21 protein-coding genes are annotated in these 20,716 nt (G+C 33.6%); 1 reads left to right on the plus strand and 20 read right to left on the minus strand.

Features of this window, described 5'->3' with window-relative positions; translation table 11 throughout:
• Positions 1-349: 349 nt before the first annotated feature.
• Positions 350-1,129 carry a tRNA pseudouridine(38-40) synthase TruA gene (locus ABXQ82_RS11925; protein WP_367059716.1) on the minus strand — a complete coding sequence of 260 codons (780 nt, stop codon included), beginning with the start codon at positions 1,127-1,129 and terminating at the stop codon, positions 350-352.
• 97 nt (positions 1,130-1,226) lie between these two features.
• Here ABXQ82_RS11925 and ABXQ82_RS11930 point away from each other — a divergent pair, with 97 nt between their 5' ends.
• Positions 1,227-1,643, plus strand: a complete 417-nt coding sequence (locus ABXQ82_RS11930; protein ID WP_367059719.1) for a hypothetical protein — start codon at positions 1,227-1,229, stop codon at positions 1,641-1,643.
• 130 nt (positions 1,644-1,773) lie between these two features.
• Here the strand turns inward: ABXQ82_RS11930 and hisIE are convergent, their stop codons facing one another.
• From hisIE to lpxD, 19 genes are all read right to left on the minus strand, one after another.
• Entirely contained in the window at positions 1,774-2,400 is a 627-nt protein-coding gene (gene hisIE, locus ABXQ82_RS11935; RefSeq protein ID WP_367059722.1) for a bifunctional phosphoribosyl-AMP cyclohydrolase/phosphoribosyl-ATP diphosphatase HisIE, read from the minus strand.
• A 43-nt stretch (positions 2,401-2,443) separates the two neighbouring features.
• Entirely contained in the window at positions 2,444-3,199 is a 756-nt protein-coding gene (hisF, locus tag ABXQ82_RS11940) for an imidazole glycerol phosphate synthase subunit HisF (protein ID WP_367059725.1), read from the minus strand.
• Positions 3,200-3,276: 77 nt separating this feature from the next.
• Entirely contained in the window at positions 3,277-4,011 is a 735-nt protein-coding gene (gene hisA / locus ABXQ82_RS11945) for a 1-(5-phosphoribosyl)-5-[(5-phosphoribosylamino)methylideneamino]imidazole-4-carboxamide isomerase (RefSeq protein ID WP_367059728.1), read from the minus strand.
• A gap of 107 nt (positions 4,012-4,118) precedes the next feature.
• Complete coding sequence (locus tag ABXQ82_RS11950; protein WP_367059731.1) at positions 4,119-4,334, minus strand: GIY-YIG nuclease family protein; 216 nt, start codon at positions 4,332-4,334, stop codon at positions 4,119-4,121.
• Between the two features lie 49 nt (positions 4,335-4,383).
• Positions 4,384-4,983 (minus strand): imidazole glycerol phosphate synthase subunit HisH, encoded by a 600-nt coding sequence (gene hisH, locus ABXQ82_RS11955; RefSeq protein WP_367060060.1) that lies wholly within the window; start codon positions 4,981-4,983, stop codon positions 4,384-4,386.
• Positions 4,984-5,091: 108 nt separating this feature from the next.
• A complete protein-coding gene (gene hisB, locus ABXQ82_RS11960; RefSeq protein ID WP_367059733.1) occupies positions 5,092-6,225 on the minus strand; it encodes a bifunctional histidinol-phosphatase/imidazoleglycerol-phosphate dehydratase HisB in 1,134 nt (377 codons plus the stop codon).
• A gap of 40 nt (positions 6,226-6,265) precedes the next feature.
• Positions 6,266-6,556 carry a GIY-YIG nuclease family protein gene (locus ABXQ82_RS11965; RefSeq protein WP_367059736.1) on the minus strand — a complete coding sequence of 97 codons (291 nt, stop codon included), beginning with the start codon at positions 6,554-6,556 and terminating at the stop codon, positions 6,266-6,268.
• A gap of 35 nt (positions 6,557-6,591) precedes the next feature.
• On the minus strand, positions 6,592-7,635 hold the full coding sequence (hisC, locus tag ABXQ82_RS11970) for a histidinol-phosphate transaminase (RefSeq protein WP_367059739.1): 1,044 nt from the start codon (positions 7,633-7,635) through the stop codon (positions 6,592-6,594).
• Between the two features lie 139 nt (positions 7,636-7,774).
• Positions 7,775-9,061, minus strand: a complete 1,287-nt coding sequence (gene hisD, locus ABXQ82_RS11975; protein ID WP_367059742.1) for a histidinol dehydrogenase — start codon at positions 9,059-9,061, stop codon at positions 7,775-7,777.
• A gap of 60 nt (positions 9,062-9,121) precedes the next feature.
• Entirely contained in the window at positions 9,122-9,979 is an 858-nt protein-coding gene (gene hisG, locus ABXQ82_RS11980; protein WP_367059745.1) for an ATP phosphoribosyltransferase, read from the minus strand.
• 326 nt (positions 9,980-10,305) lie between these two features.
• On the minus strand, positions 10,306-11,121 hold the full coding sequence (locus tag ABXQ82_RS11985; RefSeq protein WP_367059748.1) for a prohibitin family protein: 816 nt from the start codon (positions 11,119-11,121) through the stop codon (positions 10,306-10,308).
• Between the two features lie 10 nt (positions 11,122-11,131).
• Positions 11,132-13,165, minus strand: coding sequence for a VWA domain-containing protein (locus ABXQ82_RS11990; RefSeq protein ID WP_367059751.1), 2,034 nt, complete (start codon positions 13,163-13,165; stop codon positions 11,132-11,134).
• An 89-nt stretch (positions 13,166-13,254) separates the two neighbouring features.
• Positions 13,255-14,001 (minus strand): 3-oxoacyl-[acyl-carrier-protein] reductase, encoded by a 747-nt coding sequence (gene fabG / locus ABXQ82_RS11995; protein ID WP_367059754.1) that lies wholly within the window; start codon positions 13,999-14,001, stop codon positions 13,255-13,257.
• 157 nt (positions 14,002-14,158) lie between these two features.
• Positions 14,159-15,031: a succinate--CoA ligase subunit alpha gene (sucD, locus tag ABXQ82_RS12000; RefSeq protein WP_367059757.1), complete on the minus strand. Its 873-nt coding sequence runs from the start codon at positions 15,029-15,031 to the stop codon at positions 14,159-14,161.
• Between the two features lie 593 nt (positions 15,032-15,624).
• Entirely contained in the window at positions 15,625-16,569 is a 945-nt protein-coding gene (locus ABXQ82_RS12005; RefSeq protein WP_367059760.1) for a UDP-3-O-(3-hydroxymyristoyl)glucosamine N-acyltransferase, read from the minus strand.
• A 98-nt stretch (positions 16,570-16,667) separates the two neighbouring features.
• The gene (gene efp / locus ABXQ82_RS12010; protein WP_367059762.1) at positions 16,668-17,234 is read right to left on the minus strand and encodes an elongation factor P; all 567 of its coding nucleotides are present in this window, start codon (positions 17,232-17,234) and stop codon (positions 16,668-16,670) included.
• A gap of 80 nt (positions 17,235-17,314) precedes the next feature.
• Positions 17,315-18,100: an acyl-ACP--UDP-N-acetylglucosamine O-acyltransferase gene (gene lpxA, locus ABXQ82_RS12015; RefSeq protein ID WP_367059765.1), complete on the minus strand. Its 786-nt coding sequence runs from the start codon at positions 18,098-18,100 to the stop codon at positions 17,315-17,317.
• A 14-nt stretch (positions 18,101-18,114) separates the two neighbouring features.
• A complete protein-coding gene (locus ABXQ82_RS12020) occupies positions 18,115-19,521 on the minus strand; it encodes a bifunctional UDP-3-O-[3-hydroxymyristoyl] N-acetylglucosamine deacetylase/3-hydroxyacyl-ACP dehydratase (protein WP_367059768.1) in 1,407 nt (468 codons plus the stop codon).
• Positions 19,508-20,536: a UDP-3-O-(3-hydroxymyristoyl)glucosamine N-acyltransferase gene (lpxD, locus tag ABXQ82_RS12025; protein ID WP_367059771.1), complete on the minus strand. Its 1,029-nt coding sequence runs from the start codon at positions 20,534-20,536 to the stop codon at positions 19,508-19,510. The genes ABXQ82_RS12020 and lpxD overlap by 14 nt, the downstream gene beginning before the upstream one ends.
• Between the last annotated feature and the right edge of the window lie 180 nt (positions 20,537-20,716).

Genomic DNA, 20,716 nt, shown 5'->3' on the forward strand with positions numbered 1-20,716 from the left:
AATTATTTAATTTTCAATCAATTACAATGCTAAACTACCATAGCTATCTAAGAGTCATTATCTCATTTGCAATAGATATGTGCTGATATCATTATTATCCCGTTATCTTAACATTTTTTAAGAAAACAAAGCATTTGGCAGCAATTATCTAATTCACTAATTATACGATATTTCTTTTTCTAAAGCAGATTTCCTTAAATCAAACTGAATCGGCTTCTTTTAAATTGACATCAATTACCTCTCCAGGGTATTTATTAGTTTTCACCCAATTACCGATTTTCTAAAAGATAAGAAAATACGGGAAAACGTGTTAAAAAATGTTGAAATTTCAGGAAGAATGAACGTGTGTTTAATCAATAAAATCAATACTTTTAAGAATTAAACCTGAAGCTGGAGCAATATAATTCATCTTAATATTGCTTTCTGGTTTTAGACTATTCTCAATATCCTGAAGTGTTAATTTTCCTTTTCCTAAATCGATTAAAGTCCCCATCATAAGTCTGATTTGGTTACGCATAAACCCTTTTCCTTTAACTCGTAATAAATATGATTTCTCCGGAAAATAGTTTGCTGAATAAATCGTGTTTTCAACCAGCTCACATGTTAGAATTTCTCGGGTGTAAACACCATTATCCGTTGGTCTGAAACAATAAGATTTCAAATAGTTTTCACCTTCAAATAATTTCGCGCCTTTTTGCATGAGTTCAATATCCAAATCGTCAAGAATAGTAGTCATTATTGGTGCACAAAACGGATGGCATTTTTCGCCATAAGCAAATAGATATAAGTATTCTTTGATTTTTGAATGTTGAATGATATTGAATGTCGCATCAACTTCTCTAATACTTAAAGCACGAATATCTTGAGGTAAATTATAATTGAACAGTTCTAAAAATGAAATCTCGTCTTCTATTGGCTCTCTTAAAAACAATTCAAAAGCAGCACTTTCCGCCGAAACCATAGCATCTGTTCTTCCAGAACTTAGGCTTTTAAAATATTTGCCTTCCAAAATAAAATTCAATGTTCTATCCACCATTAAATGCAAGGTTTTTACATTCGGCTGCTTTTGCCAACCATGAAAACGATAGCCTAAATATTGAATATTAATAACGTAGAAGTACTTTTTCATTTAAATATAAAATAGATTTTGAAAATAGGCTATTTATTAATTGTGACAAAAAATTTATACATTGTAATACTATTTACTAACAAAAAAAAATAGAATTATGACAAACTCATCAACTATCAAACCACCAATTTGGTTTTGGATTGTAAGCGTTATTGCTTTAATATGGAACGCTATGGGCATTAGCGCATATTTAGCCCAAGCATACATGACGGACGAAATGAAAGCTGCTTTACCCGAAGCTGAAAGAGCACTATATGAAAACCAACCCGTTTGGTACACAGCAGTATTTGCTATTGCCGTATTCGCTGGAGCTTTAGGATGTTTAGGACTTATTTTAAGAAAAAAATGGTCTTATTTTCTCTTGCTGCTTTCACTTATAGCTGCAATAATTCAAATGAGCTATGTCACGTTTAGCCTAGAAATGGCAAATGCCATGACGCCAATGATTATAATTGTTGCTGTATTATTAGTGTGGTTATCTAAGCATGCCACAAAAAAAGGTTGGATCTCTTAAGGCTCAACCTGACAACATATTAATTAGAATTACAAACTACCCTGAACTCGTTTCAGGGTTTTATATACCACATAATATGAGATTCTGAATGCTCCCAAAACTTCGGGACAGAAGGACAAATCTTAAAGTATTATTTATGTCTTCCTTTAAGTTCTTCCTCAATATCTTTTAAAGTAAAACCTTTGGCCTGAAGCAACATTAAATAATGGAATAGTAAATCCGCAGATTCATATAGGAATAACTCATCATTATTATCCATGGCCTCAATAACTGTTTCAACAGCCTCCTCTCCTACTTTTTGCGCTACTTTGTTAATACCTTTTGAAAACAAGCTTGCGACATAAGATTTATTTGTGTTCTTATTAGCAACACGCTCTGTAATTATATTTTCTAAGGTTGAAAAGAATCCATAATTAGATACATTATCTTCTTTCCAACAGGTATCCGTTCCTTTATGGCATGTTGGTCCAACTGGATTTACCTGTATTAATAAAGAATCGTTATCACAATCATTTTTAATATCAATAAGGTTTAAAAAGTTTCCACTTTCCTCACCTTTAGTCCATAAACGCTGTTTACTTCTGCTGAAAAAAGTTACTTGTTTAGTGTCTATTGTTTTTTGATAAGCCTCTTCGTTCATATAGCCTAACATCAACACATTTTTTGTTGTGGCATCTTGGATGATAGCGGGAACCAAAGCCCCCTCTAACTCCCCCCAAGAGGGAGAAATAAGACCAGTATTTATTTCGTTTTTCATAATTCAATCTTTATGAGATGCTGAAACAAGTTCAGCATGACGACTAAAGTCGTACTTCTATATTATTCTTTTTTAATTCTTTCTTTAATTCTGGAATTGGAATTTCTCCAAAGTGAAACACACTTGCTGCTAAAGCTGCATCAGATTTTCCTTCTTTAAACGTATCAATAAAATGTTGCACGTTTCCTGCGCCTCCTGATGCAATTATAGGAATATTTAATAAATCAGATAGTTTAGCTAAAGCTTCATTTGCAAAACCATTTTTGGTTCCGTCATGATTCATAGAGGTAAACAAAATCTCCCCTGCTCCTCGTTCTTCAACTTCTTTTGCCCATTCGAATAAATCAATTTGCGTCGGAATACTTCCACCTGCTAAATGTACTTTCCATTGCCCATCAACTTGTTTTGCATCAATGGCAACAACTACACATTGGCTTCCAAATTTATTGGATAATTCGTTAACCAATTCAGGTCTTTTTACTGCTGAAGAGTTAATGGATACTTTATCTGCGCCGCATTGCAACAAAGCATCTACATCTTCAATGGATGAAATACCACCGCCAACCGTGAACGGGATATTAACTTGTTCCGCAACATGCAAAACCATATCCAGTACAGTAGCTCTTCCTTCCAAAGTTGCCGAAATATCTAAAAATACCAATTCGTCCGCGCCATAATCGGCGTATTGTTTTGCCAGTTCTACAGGATCACCGGCATCACGTAAATCCACAAAATTAACGCCTTTTACGGTACGTCCGTTTTTGATATCCAAACAAGGTATAATTCTCTTTGTTAGCATTTTTCAAAGTTAAAAGTTATAAAGTTAGAAGTTAGAAGTTAGAAGTTAAAAACCTTCAAACTTCGCTTTAACCACCGTTATACAAATTTTTCAAGTTCGTAAAGGCTGATTCTGTTTTCATAAATAGCCTTACCAATAATGACACCTTCGCAGCCTAATTCAATTAATTTTGGAAGCTCATCAATTTGCGAGATGCCGCCAGAAGCAATTAATTTTATTGATTGTCCGCTACTGCTATTACTGCATTCTTCAATAATTTCTTTATATAAATCAAATGAAGGACCTTCGAGCATACCGTCCTTTGAAATATCTGTACAAATAACATACTGAATACCTTTTTTTTGATATCCCTTTATAAACGGAATTACCTCTTCATCACTATCTTCTTGCCAGCCACTTATGGCTATTTTACCTGCATTACTATCGGCACCCAAAATAATTTTGTTACCACCGTATTTATTAATCCAACCTTCAAAAGTTTTAGGATCTTTAACGGCAATACTACCACCCGTAATTTGTCTTGCACCAGAATTAAAGGCAATATGCAAATCTTCGTTAGTTTTCAAACCACCGCCGAAATCAATCTTTAATTTCGTTTTAGAGGCAATTTGCTCAAGCACTTTATAATTGACAATATGTTGCGCTTTTGCACCATCTAAATCTACTAAGTGCAAATACTCAATCCCAGAAGCTTCAAACATCTTTGCGACTTCAAGCGGGTTTTCATTATATACTTTTTTAGTATCGTAATCCCCTTTTGTTAAACGAACACATTTTCCGTCTATGATGTCTATGGCTGGTATTATTCTCATTTGATTAACTTGTTAATCAACCCTGAATTTATTTCAGGGTCTTTTATTATATTTCTAATATTTTCAATTTTGGATTGGTTTCTCTAATAAGATTCCATTTCCATTCTTTATGTCAATTCTTTAGCTGTTTTTCTCTTTTTTTTTGCTAAACTACTATTTATAAAATCTTCAAAATAAATTAATTCGGTTACATTGTATTGCTTGGTAAACAAAGCTCCGTTTCCCATTTTATGTTGTTCTATTCGTTTTATTAGATTATCTCTATAACCAATATACAATACTGTTCTATATTTATTTGATAATATGTAGCAGTAATAACTCAATAAACTTATTATTTAAAATCATAGATTCTGAAACAAGTTCAGAATGGCATTATAGGTTCAAAAAATTCTCAAGAATTTTTGAACCTATAATGCCACTCTTTTCAGGGTGAAACTGCACCCCATAAAAATTTTCATGTTGTAAAGCAGATGCGTAATTAATACCGTAATCTGTTTTGGCAATGGTTTCGTTACAATGTTCTGCATAGTAACTGTGTACCAAATACATGTATTCACTTTCTTTAATGCCTTTGAATAAATCGGACTTTAAATCTTTAATAACGTTCCAGCCCATTTGAGGCACTTTTACGTCATTTGAAAATCGTTTAACATCCGTTTGAAAGATTCCAAGACCTTTAGTATCCCCTTCTTCGGTGTATCGACAAAGCAATTGCATGCCCAAACAAATTCCCAAAACGGGTTGTTTTAATGTTGGAATCAATTTATCCAATCCACTTTCTTGTAGCATCTTCATAGCGCTACTAGCTTCTCCAACACCAGGGAATATAATTTTATCGGCAGCCCTAATTTCTTCAGGATCGTCTGATAAAACTGCATCAACCCCCAAACGCTTAAAAGCAAACTGTATGCTTTTTATATTTCCCGCTCCGTAATTAATAATGATAAGAGAAGCCCCATCTAGCTTCCCCATAGGGGAAGAACTCTTACTCATATGCTTTATTTCACTCATGTCTCTAAATCTTTATATTGATTTACTTTTTGGCAAACCTTGGAATTCCCCTTATGGGGGTTAGGGGGCTTACAACATTCCTTTTGTACTTGGCAAAATCATTTTTTCAATATCTCGCTTTACAGCCATTTTAATTGCTTTTGCAAAGACTTTAAAAATAGCTTCAATTTTATGATGCTCGTTAGTGCCTTCTGCTTTTATATTCAAATTACATTTAGCACCATCGGTAAAGGATTTAAAGAAGTGATAAAACATTTCTGTCGGCATTTTACCTATCATTTCACGTTTAAAATCGGCTTCCCAAACCAGCCAGTTTCTGCCTCCAAAATCTATTGCAGCTTGGGCATAACAATCGTCCATTGGCAAACAAAATCCGTAACGCTCTATACCTAATTTATTTCCTAATGTTTTATTAAATAATTCACCTAAGGCAATGGCAGTATCTTCAATGGTATGATGTTCGTCCACTTCCAAATCACCTTCAACTTTAATCGTTAAATCTAATTGTCCGTGGCGGGCAATTTGATCTAACATATGGTCGAAAAATGCAATTCCGGTATCTATATTGCTTTTTCCTGTACCATCAAGGTTTAGCTGAATAGCAATTTTAGTTTCGTTGGTATTTCTAATCAATCCTCCTGAACGCTCATCGGCTTTTAAAAAGGCATAAATTTTTGCCCAATCATTACTTTCTAATGCAATAAAATCATCTAATTCTTCACGTTTTACGGTAATTTCGTTTGTGCCTAAATGAGTTTCATCATTAATAAAAATACCTTTTGAACCTAGATTTTTTGCTAATTCTATATCTGTTAAACGATCACCAATTACGAATGAATTTTCTAAATCGTATTCCTCTGAAAAATATTTAGTTAGCAATCCTGTATTTGGTTTTCTTGTTGGTGCGTTATCTTTTGAGAACGTTCTATCTATGAATTGCTCTTTGAAAACAATGCCTTCATCTTCAAACGTTTTAATTATAAAATTATGAACCGGCCAAAATGTGTTTTCTGGATAAACTTCTGTTCCTAAACCGTCTTGATTGGTTACCATCACGATTTCATAATCCAATTCATTGGCTATTCTGCCTAAGTATTGAAATACTTTCGGATAGAATTCCAGTTTTTCAAATGAGTCTATTTGTTCATCAGCAGGTTCTTTGATGATGGTGCCGTCACGGTCGATAAAAAGTACTTTTTTCATGATTAACTTGTTAATCACCCTGAATTTATTTCAGGGTCTTTTAATTTATACTCAATGTTTCTAAATTTGGATTTGTTTCTTTTACAAGATTCCATTTCCATTCTTTATGCGAGTTTTTCAATTGTTTTTCACGGGATTTGGCAACTTTTTTATTTACAAATTGTTCATAGTACAACAAATCAATAACATTATACTTTTTAGTGAATAATGCTCCTGTACCCTTTTCGTGTTGGGTAATTCTTTTTTTTAAATTATTAGTATAACCAATATATAATACAGTTCTATTTTTATTTGATAATATGTAACAATAAAATTTTTCGTCTTGTTTCAAACTATAGCTTCAATTTCAAAGTTCCTGAAACAAGTTCAGGATTTCGAAATTAATAAAAGGATTTTTATTAATTTCTCATTTTCCTCGCGAGTCCCAATCGTAATTCGCAAACAATTTTCACATCCTGGTTGTGTGGTTCTATTTCTAACGACGATACCTTTCTCTATCAATTGATTGTAACGTTTTGTGGCGTCATCAACTTTTGCTAAAATGAAATTAGCATCCGATGGATATATTTTGGAAATGAAATCAACAGTCTCTAATTTACCAATTAAAGCATCACGTTCTTCCAATATATCTGAAACTTGTTCTTGTGTTAACTCGTGCTGCTCCAACTTCAAAATTGCTTTTTGCTGCGTTAACTCATTCACGTTATATGGTGGTTTAATACGATTTAAAACCGAAATAATTTCTGCGGAAGCATAACAAATCCCCAAACGAATTCCAGCCATTCCATAAGCTTTTGAAAGTGTTTGCGTTACAATTAAATTTGGAAACTCAGACAATCTACTTGCCCAACTTTTTGCATTTGAAAAATCGATATAAGCTTCGTCTATAACAACGATACCTTTGAAATTGGTAATCAATTTTTCAATGGATTGAGCTTCGAAACTATTACCTGTTGGATTATTAGGCGAGCATAAAAAGAGTAATTTTGAATTAGCATTTGCTATACTCAAGATTTCATCCACTTTAGGCTGAAAACTATCATCTAATTGAACACTCTTAATTTCAATGGCATTAATATTTGCCAACACACTATACATCCCGTAAGTTGGCGGCAATGTGATGATATTATCCTGATTTGGTTCGCAAAATGCTCTAAATATTAAATCCAAAACTTCATCACTTCCATTTCCTAAAAGGATGTTTTTCTGTGGAATATTTTTGATTTTAGAAAGTAGAGACTTTACAGTTCTTTGTTGCGGATCTGGATAACGATTGACGCCATTATTAAACGGATTTTCATTCGCGTCTAAAAACACCATGTCGTCGCTATTCCCTTGAAATTCATCTCTTGCAGATGAATACGGTTTTAGTGCTTTTATTGTGGGTCTTATTAAGTCTTGAATGTTCATTTTACTTTTCTTGAGACCTGTCAGTTCCGACGCTTCGGGATTAAAACCTGACAGATACATTATAGATATATTAATTATTTAAATCTTTTTATTCCAGACCCTTCAGGTTTTGAAAACCTGAAGGGTCTATAAAACGTAATTATTTTTTTAAGTCTCTTAATCTCAAAGTAACCGCATTTTTATGTGCCTCTAACCCTTCTGCTTCTGCCATTAATTCTATGGTTTCTCCAATATTAAGCAAACCTTCTTTTGATATTTTTTGAAACGTCATACTCTTTGTAAAACTATCTAAATTTACTCCAGAATAGGCTTTGGAAAACCCATTTGTCGGCAATGTATGATTCGTTCCCGATGCGTAATCCCCAGCGCTCTCTGGTGTATAATCACCTATAAACACAGAACCTGCGTTACAAATACCATCAACATACAAATCTTCATTTTTACAACAAATAATAAAATGTTCAGGTCCGTATTCATCAATTAACTCTAAAGCTATTTTATCATTTTCAACATAAATCAACTTAGAATTTGCAATCGCTTTTTCTGCAATCGCTTTTCGTGGTAACACCTCTAATTGTTTTTCAACTTCTTCGGAAACATAATTAATCAATTCTTTAGAAGTTGACACCAAAATTACTTGACTATCCGTTCCGTGTTCAGCTTGACTTAATAAATCTGAAGCGACATAAGATGCATTTGCACTTTCATCTGCAACTACCAGTAATTCACTTGGGCCAGCAGGCATATCTATAGCCACACCATGTTTTGTAGCAATTTGTTTTGCAACCGTTACGAATTGGTTTCCCGGTCCGAAAATTTTATAAACTTGTGGAATGGTTTCAGTACCAAAAGTTAATCCTGCAATAGCTTGAATCCCTCCTACTTTGATAATTTTTGTAACGCCACAAAGTCGCGCCGCAAATAAAATCTCTGGTGCCAATTCCCCTTTTTTATTTGGTGGAGAACACAATACAATTTCTTTACAACCTGCTATTTGAGCAGGGACAGCCAACATTAAAACCGTTGAAAACAAAGGTGCTGTACCTCCAGGAATGTATAAGCCAACTTTTTGAATCGGTCTTTTTTCCTGCCAACACTTTACGCCTTTTGTGGTTTCAATTTCTACTTTTGATGTTTTCTGAATCTTATGAAACGCCTCGATATTAGCCTTAGCTTTCTTTATGGCATTTTTAAGATTTTCTGGAACGCTTTCAATTGCATTTTCAATCTCTTCAACAGAAACTATGTTTGTTTCTAAAGTAACACCATCAAACTTTTTGGTGTATGTATTAATGGCAGTATCCCCATTTTGAGCTACGTCCTCAAAAATTTGATTTACGGTAGTTTCAATATCACCAAGGGTTTGTGTAGGCCGCTTTAATATTTGGGACCATTCACTCTTATTTGGATTAATTATGATTTGCATTGTATTTATTATTTAGCAAAACTTGATGAGATTCCCACCTTCGTGGGAATGACAAAATTATTATAATACCATTTTTTCAATAGGACACACTAGAATCCCTTCTGCGCCTTTGGCTTTAAGGTCGTCTATAACATTCCAAAATTCATTTTTACTAATTACGGAATGTACCGAACTCCACCCTTCTCGTGCTAAAGGTAAAACCGACGGACTTTTCATTCCTGGCAATACATTTATAATATCCTGTATTTTATCATTTGGCGCATTCAACAATACATATTTTGAATCTCTTCCTTTTAAAACCGACTGAATTCTAAACTGAATGGTATCTAAAATCTTTTGTCTTTCTGCATTCAATTTAGGAGAAACCGCTAAAACAGCTTCAGATTTTAAAATGGTTTCTACTTCTTTTAAGTTGTTCTTAAACAAGGTACTTCCACTAGAAACAATATCACAAATAGCATCTGCTAACCCGATATTTGGAGCAATTTCCACAGAACCATTAATAATGTGAAGATTTGCATTTACGCCATTTTTATCTAAATACATCTGTACTGTATTTGGATATGATGTCGCAATGCGCTTCCCTTCTAAATCTTTAATGCTCTTGTATTTATCGCCTTTAGGTACTGCGATACAAACGCGACAGGTAGAAAAACCAAGTTTCTCAACAACTTTAATAGTTTCCCCTTTTTCAATTAAAACATTCTCGCCAATAATGGCGGCGTCAACAACGCCATCTTTTAAATACTGAGGAATATCGCCATTTCTTAGATAGAAAACTTCCACAGGAAATCCTTTTGCCGAAGCTTTTAATTGGTCTTTTCCATTATCGATAGAAATACCAATGTCTTTTAAAATCCGCATGGAGTCTTCGTTTAAACGACCCGATTTTTGTACTGCAATTCTTAATTTACTCATTTTTAATTGTTTAATAGTTATCCGTTTTCGGGATAAAAGATTCCCGCCTTCGCGGGAAAATAAAAACCCGCTTGATTGTCTCAAACGGGTTTAAATATATGTTGATTTTACTCAATACATTTTCACTTCGCCTGAGAGCAACTATGAAAATGATGATGTAATTGAATAAAAGTCATTTCTTTTTTATTTGTTGCAAATATCAATAATTTATGTTAAAAACTCCAAATTAATATTACAATTTTTAAAACTATTTACTATTAATTAATTATTAAGCTGAATTCTTAGCTAAAATTCAAAATTACACCTGAAATCTTGAATTATTTAATCTATTGATTCCCCAAAATAATAGGTAATCCACTATCTCCAGAACCAATAACAATAACCTTGCTGTTTGGAGATTCTGACAACTTCATTGTAGCCTCAATACCTTTATCCTGTAGGATTTTATCAGTTAAAGAGGCACTTAAAATTTTATTGGATTTTGCTTTACCCTCGGCCTCAATAATTTGCTTTTGCGCTTCTTTTTCGGCTGTCACCAATCTAAACTCATATTCCAACGATTCTTGTTCTTGACGCAATTTTCGTTCGATAGCTTCCTTAATCGTGTTTGGTAAAGTTACATCACGTACTAGCACTTCATTGAGTTGTACATATTGCTTTTCGAGTATTTTTTTGGTTTCTTCAAAAATTTCATCTTGAATGGCATCACGTTTACTGGAATATAATTGCTCAGGGGTATAACGACCTACAACACTTCGTGCCGCACTTCTAATTGATGGCATAATTACACGTTGCAAATAATTTTGACCAAGAGATTGGTGCAGATTTCCTAAGTCATTATAGACAGGTTCATACCAAGCAGAAGCATCTATTTGAATTTCCAATCCGTTTGATGATAGTACTTTCATTTTCTCAAAAAGCTCCTGTTGGCGCACTTCATAAATATACACCTTATTCCAAGGTGCAACTATATGAAACCCTTCTCCCATAGGCGGTTCATCAACAACAACACCTTCTCCAAAGGTTTTAAAGAGTACTCCAGCCTCACCAGAATCTATGGTTACAGCAGATTTTGCAATTAGTACAAATAATATAATTGCTGCGATTATAAAGGGTAATGCAATTTTTGGTAACTTTTCCATTGTTTTTTATTTAAATTAATCCGTTATATTTTCTTAGAAACCATTCGGCAGACAGCGTTAAAACGATCAATCCTAATAGGTATTTCCAATCTATCAAAGGTATGGTATTTTTATGGCTTTTTTGTATCGGTTTAAAGCGTTTATCATTTATTAAATCCGTTACTAAATTTGAAGTATTACCAATAAAATAGCTTTTCCCACTTGTGTTAGTTGCCAATTGTTGCAGTTTTGTTACATCAGCATTTAAAAATTGTTGTTCGATGTTGTATTCCAATACTTCAAAATTTCCAGATTTAGAAATACTTTCTCCTTTTGCACGTACCGTAAAATTATATGTTGAAGCCTCTATACCACTCAGGTCAACTTGGTAATTATTGTTTTTAAGTACAAACGGAATTGTTCTTTTTTCTTTTAAAATTGAATTAACAAGTACGAGTTCTAATGATTGTCTCGCATCGAACTCATAGTTCTTGTCGAACAATTGGGCTTTAATGATGATGTTGGTACTTCCCGTGTAAAACGATTCGTAATCTATATTTAGCCTACTTTTTCGTTTACTGGACGCTAGATATTGAATTAGTTTTCCGATAAAATCATCAAATGGATTGAATGATTTTTCATTTAAAAAACTCTGGGCGCGCCATTGCCACATATTTTCGCCTAGAAGTAATCCTTCTCGCCTACTATTGACTTCAAACGTTACCAATAAAGGTTGGTTGTTTGAAATTCCTAAAACTGTTTTTTCTAAAATTGTTTCAAAAGGCACATTGAATTTTACATCTCCAAAATTTGACTTTAGCGGTGGAAATGTTTCAAAATTTATATCATCAACAATAAATGGCGCATAGTTTAAATTTAACTTCGGTTGAAAATCTTCAGTTTGATTTGTGATGTCATGCTGAAATTCGGTCACGTTATTATTTAAAAAACTTAAGTCCGTTTTAGTGCCAATTATAGTGAATTTATTTTTGTTTTCAGTTTTTAAAACATCATATAGACTTTTAAACTTAATATTGGGTTGATGTAGAATAACTAACTGAAAATCATTGATTTGATTTAAAATAGTATAGGGGTCTATAATTTCAACTGAACGCTGTTCGTTACTTTCAATGCTCTTTTTTAGCGCTCCTAAATCTGGATGTGGAAAATCACTAACCAATGCCATTTTTGTTTTTTGGTCGATAACCTCAACTGCAAAATTCTGAGAATTATTAATCGTATTTTTTTCAGATTGTAACGGTTCTATGTTGGCTGAATAACTACTTACTCCCACTCTATTTGCTGGTAGAGTTAGATTTAAAATAGTTGAGTTTTTTGTTTTTGAAAATTGAACCGTTTTTGAAAACACCGTTCTATTGCCTTGATTTATCGTGAATTTTGTATTTACTTCTTTATTTCCTTGATATACCAAAATAGCTTCCACCGGAAACTTATTTTTTAAAAACGCATATTTATTGACGTTAAGTTGCTGAATTTTTAAATCGGTATGCGTTACCGTATCTCCAAGTATAATTGGATAAATGGGTTGTTTGTAGTTTTTATTTAAAACAGAATAGTCGTTTCCAAAAGATTGATTGCCATCTGAAATTAAAACTATTGGTGCTACATCGTTTTTATAAATTTCTGATAGCTGATTTAAGGCATTGCTAATATCCGTTTCTTTTGAATTAAATTGAATAGTATCTGAATTACTAATTTCAGCATCAAACTTAAACACATCAATATCAAATTTTTCAGCCAATTCAGAATTACTTTGAATAGATTTTAGAAATTCTAAAGCATTTTCTTTTTGATTTAGATGCTCAATGGAATTGGAATTATCGATAGCCAAAACAAGATTAGGCTTTTCTGTATATACTTTTACTTGATCGAACTTCGGATTTATTAAAAGCAGCAGTATCGAAAAAATAGTCAAAAACCTTAAAAACGTAAATATAAGCGACAGATTAGAATTTTGCTTAGATTTATAACTATACTGAAAAAGCGCTACAAGTAGCGCTAGTATTCCAGATAATATAATGTATAATAGAGTTTCTGAACTCATTAAAATTCTATATGTTTTGATGAGATTTCTGTCTTCGCAGGAATGACAAATGAGATGAGATTCCCTCCTTCGAGGGAATGACAAAAAATCTAAGTAAGCATTCCGCCATCAACATTCAAAGTTTGTCCTGTAACGTAAGCACTTAAATCGCTTGCTAAAAACACACATGCATTTGCCACATCTTCAGGGGTTCCGCCACGTTTTAATGGAATTCCAGCGCGCCATCCTTTTACAGTTTCTTCATCCAATTTAGCGGTCATTTCAGTTTCAATAAAACCGGGAGCAATCACGTTGCTTCTAATGTTTCTAGATCCTAATTCTAAAGCTACCGATTTAGAAAAACCAATAATTCCTGCTTTAGAAGCTGCATAATTTGTTTGTCCAGCATTGCCTTTTACACCAACTACCGAACTCATATTTATGATAGAACCTTTACGTTGCTTTAACATGGTGCGTTGCACCGCTTTTGTCATGTTAAAAACCGATTTTAAATTCACTTCAATAACGGTATCAAAATCCTCTTCAGAAATACGCATCAATAAGTTGTCTTTTGTAATACCAGCATTATTAACAAGAATGTCAATACTTCCAAAATCTGCAACTACATCTTCAGCCAATTTTTGGGATTCTTCAAAACTTGCTGCATTACTTTTATAGCCTTTAGCCTTAACTCCTGAAGCATTCAGTTCTTTTTCGAGTTCGTTAGCGGCTTCAACCGAAGAACTATACGTAAACGCCACATTCGCTCCTTGTTCTGCAAAAACTTGTGCGATTCCTTTACCAATACCACGACTAGCCCCTGTGATAATTGCTGTTTTTCCTTCTAATAATTTCATATAGTATATAGTTAGTTTGTTAGTGTTTATGACAAAAATTTCAATTTATTCAAATATAATAAATACTCGTTGCACCAAATAAAAAAACCCCACAATATTTAGTGAGGTTTTTAACAGTCTATACTCAGTCTATTTCTAGTCTATACTGCATGTATTTTTATGCCAATACTTCGGCTACCTTTTTTCCAATTTCAGCAGGAGAATCCACTACATGAATTCCACATGCCCTCATAATCTTCTTTTTTGCTTGAGCAGTATCATCACTACCGCCAACAATAGCACCAGCATGCCCCATTGTACGACCCGCAGGCGCAGTTTCACCTGCAATAAAACCAACAACAGGTTTTTTACTGCCACTTGCCTTGTACCAATGTGCAGCGTCTGCTTCTAATTGTCCGCCTATTTCTCCTATCATTACAACAGCCTCAGTTTCTGGATCGTTGATTAATAACTCAACGGCTTCTTTAGTAGAAGTTCCGATAATTGGATCACCACCAATTCCAATGGCAGTAGTAATTCCTAAACCTTGTTTTACAACTTGATCTGCGGCTTCATACGTTAATGTTCCAGATTTTGAAACAATACCAACTTTTCCCTTCTTAAAAACAAACCCTGGCATAATACCAACTTTAGCTTCTCCTGGAGTAATCACTCCGGGACAGTTTGGGCCAATTAAACGGCACTCTTTTCCTTTTATATAGCTTGAAGCAGTAATCATATCTGCAACAGGGATCCCTTCTGTAATCGTAATAATCACTTTAATACCTGCGTCGGCAGCTTCCATAATAGCGTCTGCGGCAAAAGCTGGTGGTACAAAAATAATAGTAGTGTCTGCCCCAACTTTTTCTACAGCTTCTTGAACCGTATTAAAAACAGGCTTATCTAAATGTGTTTGCCCTCCTTTTCCTGGAGTTACACCACCAACTACGTTAGTACCGTATTCAATCATTTGTTCAGCGTGAAATGTACCTTCACTACCTGTAAAACCTTGTACGATGATATTTGAATCTTTATTTACTAAAACACTCATAAGTGATTATTTTTCTTTATTAATTTGAATAAAACAAATGTAATTTATTTTGAATGAAAATAGAATATTTTTCAACTCATTTTCGAGGGGCAAACACATTAAAAATCAATATCTCTGTTTTTTTACCACGAATTTCACTAATAAACACTAATAAATCGGTAGATACAAGAATTAACAAGATTGGATAGCATGAATGAATCCGAAGGATTCAAATATTTATAACAAAACGAACGAAGAAAAATACGACCCCGACGGGGTCGCATATAAAACAAATAATTTCGCTATAAATATGCAATTCCTTCGGAATTAAAATGCTTAAAATAATGGGGCAATGAATTACTTCGGGGGGCAAACCTTGAGATATCATTCGAGATTTCGGGACTAAATTCCAAAAAAATATGATGCACTTATTTTGTATATTTTCCTTGGCGAGCTATAAATATGCAATTCCTTCGGAACTAAAATGCTTTAAATAATGGGGCAATAAATTACTTCGGGGGGCAAACCTTGAGATATCATTCGAGATTTCGGGACTAAATTCCAAAAAAATATGATGTACTTATTTAGTATGTTTTCCTTGACGAGTTAGTAAGCTATTTGTTATTTTGTTTTTTTAAAGTTTCTAGGATTTCTGGAATTTTTCTAATGGCGGCAATTTCTTTGTATTTAGAACGAAAATCGTCTGCTGGAATTCCAAAATAACTTTTACCGCCCTCAAGAGATTTGCTTACTCCTGCTTTTGCTGAAATAACCGCTTTTTTTCCAATGGTAATACCACTTGTAATACCAACTTGTCCCCAAATGGTAACTTCATCGTCAACAATCACACATCCTGCAATACCTACTTGAGAAGCTATTAAACATTTTTTGCCAATTATCGTATCATGACCAATTTGAACGAGATTGTCAATTTTAGTGCCTTCTTTAATTGTGGTATCTCCCGTAACACCTTTATCAATGGTACACGATGCGCCTATATCTACATTGTTTTCAATGACTACACGTCCGCAAGAGAGTAATCTATCAAACCCTTCTGGTCTGTTTTTGTAATAAAACGCATTAGCGCCTAATACTGTTCCTGCATGAATAGTAACATTGTGGCCTAAAACAGCATCATCATAAATACTAACATTTGAATGAATGACACAATTTTCGCCAATTACAACATTGTTTCCAATAAATGTATTGGGCTGAATTATTGTGCCCTTTCCAATTTTAGCAGAATCTGAAATCGATTTTTCAGAAGGATTAAAAGGTTTAAAATAATTTGAAAGTTTATTGAAATCTCTAAATGGGTCTTCACTAATCAACAATGCTTTTCCATCAGGACAATCTACTTTTTTATTGATTAAAACAATAGTTGCAGCAGATTCTAAGGCTTTATCGTAATATTTTGGATGATCTACAAAAACAATATCTCCAGGTTCTACAACATGAATTTCATTCATACCTAAAACAGGAAAATTATCATTACCAACATACTCACAATCGATTAATTGTGCTATATCTTTTAGGTTTTGTGGTTTTGGAAATTTCATATATCAGTCTGCAGTTTTTAGTCTTTAGTCTTTAGTTCCAGTTTTCAGTAAAAGCGCATTGACTGCCAACTGCCAACTGAATACTGCCAACTGATTAATCATTCTTTTACACGTTCTTTATAAGTTCCTTTTGCTGTTTCGATTTTAATTTTGTCTCCTTCATTAATAAATAAAGGCACGTTTACCTCTGCTCCAGTTTCTACCGTAGCTGGTTTTGTTGCGTTGGTTGCCGTATTTCCCTTAACGCCAGGCTCGGTATGGGTAACCTCTAAAACAACACTTGCAGGCAAATCTACAGATAATGGCATATTATCTTCAGTATTGATTAATACTGTTACAATTTCTCCTTCTTTCATTAAACCTGGATTATCCAAAGCCGCTTCTAATAATCTGATTTGGGTATAATCGGCTTCATTCATAAAATGATAAAACTCTCCATCATTATATAGGTATTGGAATTTGTGGGTTTCAACACGAACATCTTCCAATTTATGTCCTGCTGAAAACGTATTATCCAAAACTTTTCCGCTAGTTACACTTTTCATTTTGGTTCTCACAAACGCAGGCCCTTTACCGGGCTTCACATGTAAGAATTCAATAATTTTATAAATATCGTTGTTATATTTTATGCATAATCCGTTTCTAATATCACTCGTAGTTGCCATTCCTTATTGTTAAGTTTTTTAATCTTCAGTTTTCAGTCTTCCGTCTTCAATCTTTTTTCTCTCTTCTTTTATCTCAAAAATCAATTCGATTTAAAATAGCCTTTCATGATACCTCTGTGCGAATTCTTGATAAATTGAAGAATTTCATCACGCTCTGGAGTTGCTTCCATTTCAGCTTCAATAATTCCTGATGCTTGGGTATTGTTGTAATTTTTTTGATATAGAATTCTGAATATATTCTGAATTTCTCTAATTTTTTCTGTTGAAAAACCTCTTCGTCTTAATCCAACCGAATTAATACCTACATAAGATAACGGCTCTCTTGCAGCTTTTACAAAAGGAGGCACATCTTTTCTAACCAAAGAACCACCAGTAACAAAGGCATGATTACCTACGGAAACAAACTGATGAACAGCCGTCATACCAGCTAAAACCACATAATTTCCAATTGTAATATGTCCTGCTAGAGTACTATTATTTGAGAAAATACAATTATTACCAACAATGCAATCGTGGGCAACATGGCAATATGCCATAATTAAACAATTATCTCCAATAACCGTTTTCATTCTATCTGTAGTCCCACGGTTTATGGTAACACACTCTCTTATGGTAACATTATTACCAATTTCAACGGTTGTATCTTCATCCTTATATTTCAAATCTTGAGGTACACCAGAAATAACAGAACCTGGGAAAATATTACAGTTCTTACCAATTCTAGCACCTTCCATGATAGTAACGTTACTCCCTATCCAAGTGCCTTCTCCTATAGTTACATTATTATGTATCGTTGTAAAAGGTTCAATAACGACATTCTTCGCGATTTTTGCGCCCGGGTGAACGTATGCTAAGGGTTGATTCATCTTTTAGATTTTATTTATTTTACTTTAGAAATTTGTGCCATAAGTTCTGCTTCAGCACATAATTTCCCGTTAGCATAGGCATATCCTTGCATGTGGCAAATTCCACGACGAATTGGAGAAATTAAAGAACAGTTAAATATTAATGTATCTCCTGGACTTACTTTTTGTTTGAACTTTACATTATCCATTTTCATGAAGAACGTCAAGTAATTTTCAGGATCTGGAACAGTGTTTAAAACTAAAATGCCACCTGTTTGCGCCATTGCTTCAACAATTAAAACACCCGGCATTACTGGAGCTCCAGGGAAATGACCTTTAAAAAACTCCTCATTCATAGTCACATTTTTTGTGGCTAATACATGGCTGTCTGAAAGTTCAAATACTTTATCAATCAACAAAAAAGGTTGTCTGTGCGGTAACATGTCCATAATTTGCACAACATCCATTAAAGGTGGTTGGTTCAAATCTACATTTGGTACGTTATTACGGCGTTCGTTCTTAATTATTTTTGATAATTTTTTAGCGAATTGAGTATTTACAAAATGCCCAGGTTTATTTGCTATAACCTTACCTCTAATTCTTGTACCCACTAAAGCCAAATCTCCTAAAACATCTAATAATTTATGTCTTGCTGCCTCGTTTGGATGATGTAAAGTTAAGTTGTCTAAAATACCATTTGGCTTTACAGCTATATTATCTTTTTTGAAAGCTTTACGCAACTTTTCCATAGTTTCTGGAGACAATGGTTTATCTACATAAACAATAGCATTGTTTAGATCACCGCCTTTTATAAGACCATGTTCTAACAACATTTCTATTTCATGGAGAAAACTAAATGTTCTGGAATTTGCAATATGCTCTTTAAAATCAGAAATATGATTCAAAGTAGCATTTTGCGTTCCCAAAACTTTAGTACCAAAATCTACCATAGTAGTTATTTGATATTCTTTTGCAGGCATTATCAAAATCTCACTACCGCTTTCTTCATCGGTATAAGAAATAATATCAGTAACCACAAATTCCTCTCTAAACGCATCCAATTCTTCTACGCCAGCCTTTTCTAAAGCTTCAATAAAAAACTTAGAAGAGCCGTCCATAATAGGAGGTTCGGATGCATTTAATTCAATAATTGCGTTGTCAATATCCAAACCTACTAAAGCTGCCAAAACATGCTCTGAAGTTTGGATAATCACTCCATTTTTTTCTAAACATGTACCACGTTGTGTGTTGGTAACATAATTTGCATCTGCCTCTATAACAGGAGCACCTTCCAAATCTACTCTTTTAAAAGCTAAACCTGAATTTGCTGCTGAAGGCTTAAAAGTTAAGGTTACATTCTTACCGGTATGCAACCCGACACCAGTTAAAGAAACGGGTTCTTTAATGGTTTTTTGTTTGATTTCCGTATTAATTATTCCCATTTATTTTTTTTTCAATTTCACTTATATTTTTAACAATTTTAGGAAGGTTCTTAAAATATACATAAGATTTATTCCAATCGGCATAATTAAAAGATGGCGAGCCTTGAAGGGTTTCATTGTCTTTTATATTTCTACCTATTCCAGATTGCGCTTGGATGCGAACGCTATTACCGATAGTTAAGTGACCTGCAATACCAACCTGACCACCTATTTGGCAATTTTCACCAATTTTAGTAGAACCAGCAATACCTGTTTGCGCGGCTATTACCGTGTTTTTTCCAATTTCTACGTTATGTGCGATCTGAATTTGATTATCCAATTTAACACCACGTCTTATTACAGTTGAACCTAGAGTTGCCCTATCTATTGTAGTTGCAGCTCCAATATCCACAAAATCTTCTAAAATTACATTTCCTGTTTGTGGTACTTTGTTGTATTCGCCTTTTTCATTGGGTGTAAAACCAAATCCGTCGGCACCTATTATTGCTCCAGAATTAATGACACAGTTATTGCCAATAATACATTCTGAATAAATTTTAGAACCGGCAAAAATTAATGTGTTATCTCCTATTTTAACATTGTCTCCAATGTATGCATTCGGAAATATTTTAACATTTTCGCCAATTACAACATTTTCACCTATATAAGAAAACGCTCCTATATATATATTTTCTCCATACGTTGAAGATTCAGCAATAAAAGCAGGTTGCTCTATACCAAATTTGTTCAACTTAACTTGATTGTAGTATTCTAGTAATTTTGAAAACGATTTATAAGCATCTTCAACTTTAATTAAGGTGGTTGACACTTCCTCTTCAGGTTCAAAAGTTTTATTGACTATAGCTATAGAAGCTTTTGTAGAGTATATGTAAGATGTGTATTTTGGATTGGCAAGAAAAGTAAGAGAACCCTCTACGCCTTCTTCAATCTTAGAGAGTTTAGAAACCTCTACAGTTGCATCTCCAACTATACTACCTTCTAAAATATCTGCTATTTGTTGTGCTGTGAACTTCACACGAGTTGAGTTAATTAGTTTTTTGATTAATTTGAGCAAAAATAGGAAAAATGTACCAAAGTTTTAACCTCCTGTTTTTTTAGATATGCTAAGGTTGTAAACAATTACTGATTATTTGTTTAATACCTGATGAAACCAAAGATACAATAATACCATCTCTCATCTAAAACAACCTTAATA

Origin of the sequence: Algibacter sp. 2305UL17-15 (assembly GCF_040720935.1) — a bacterium.
Classification (GTDB): domain Bacteria; phylum Bacteroidota; class Bacteroidia; order Flavobacteriales; family Flavobacteriaceae; genus Jejuia.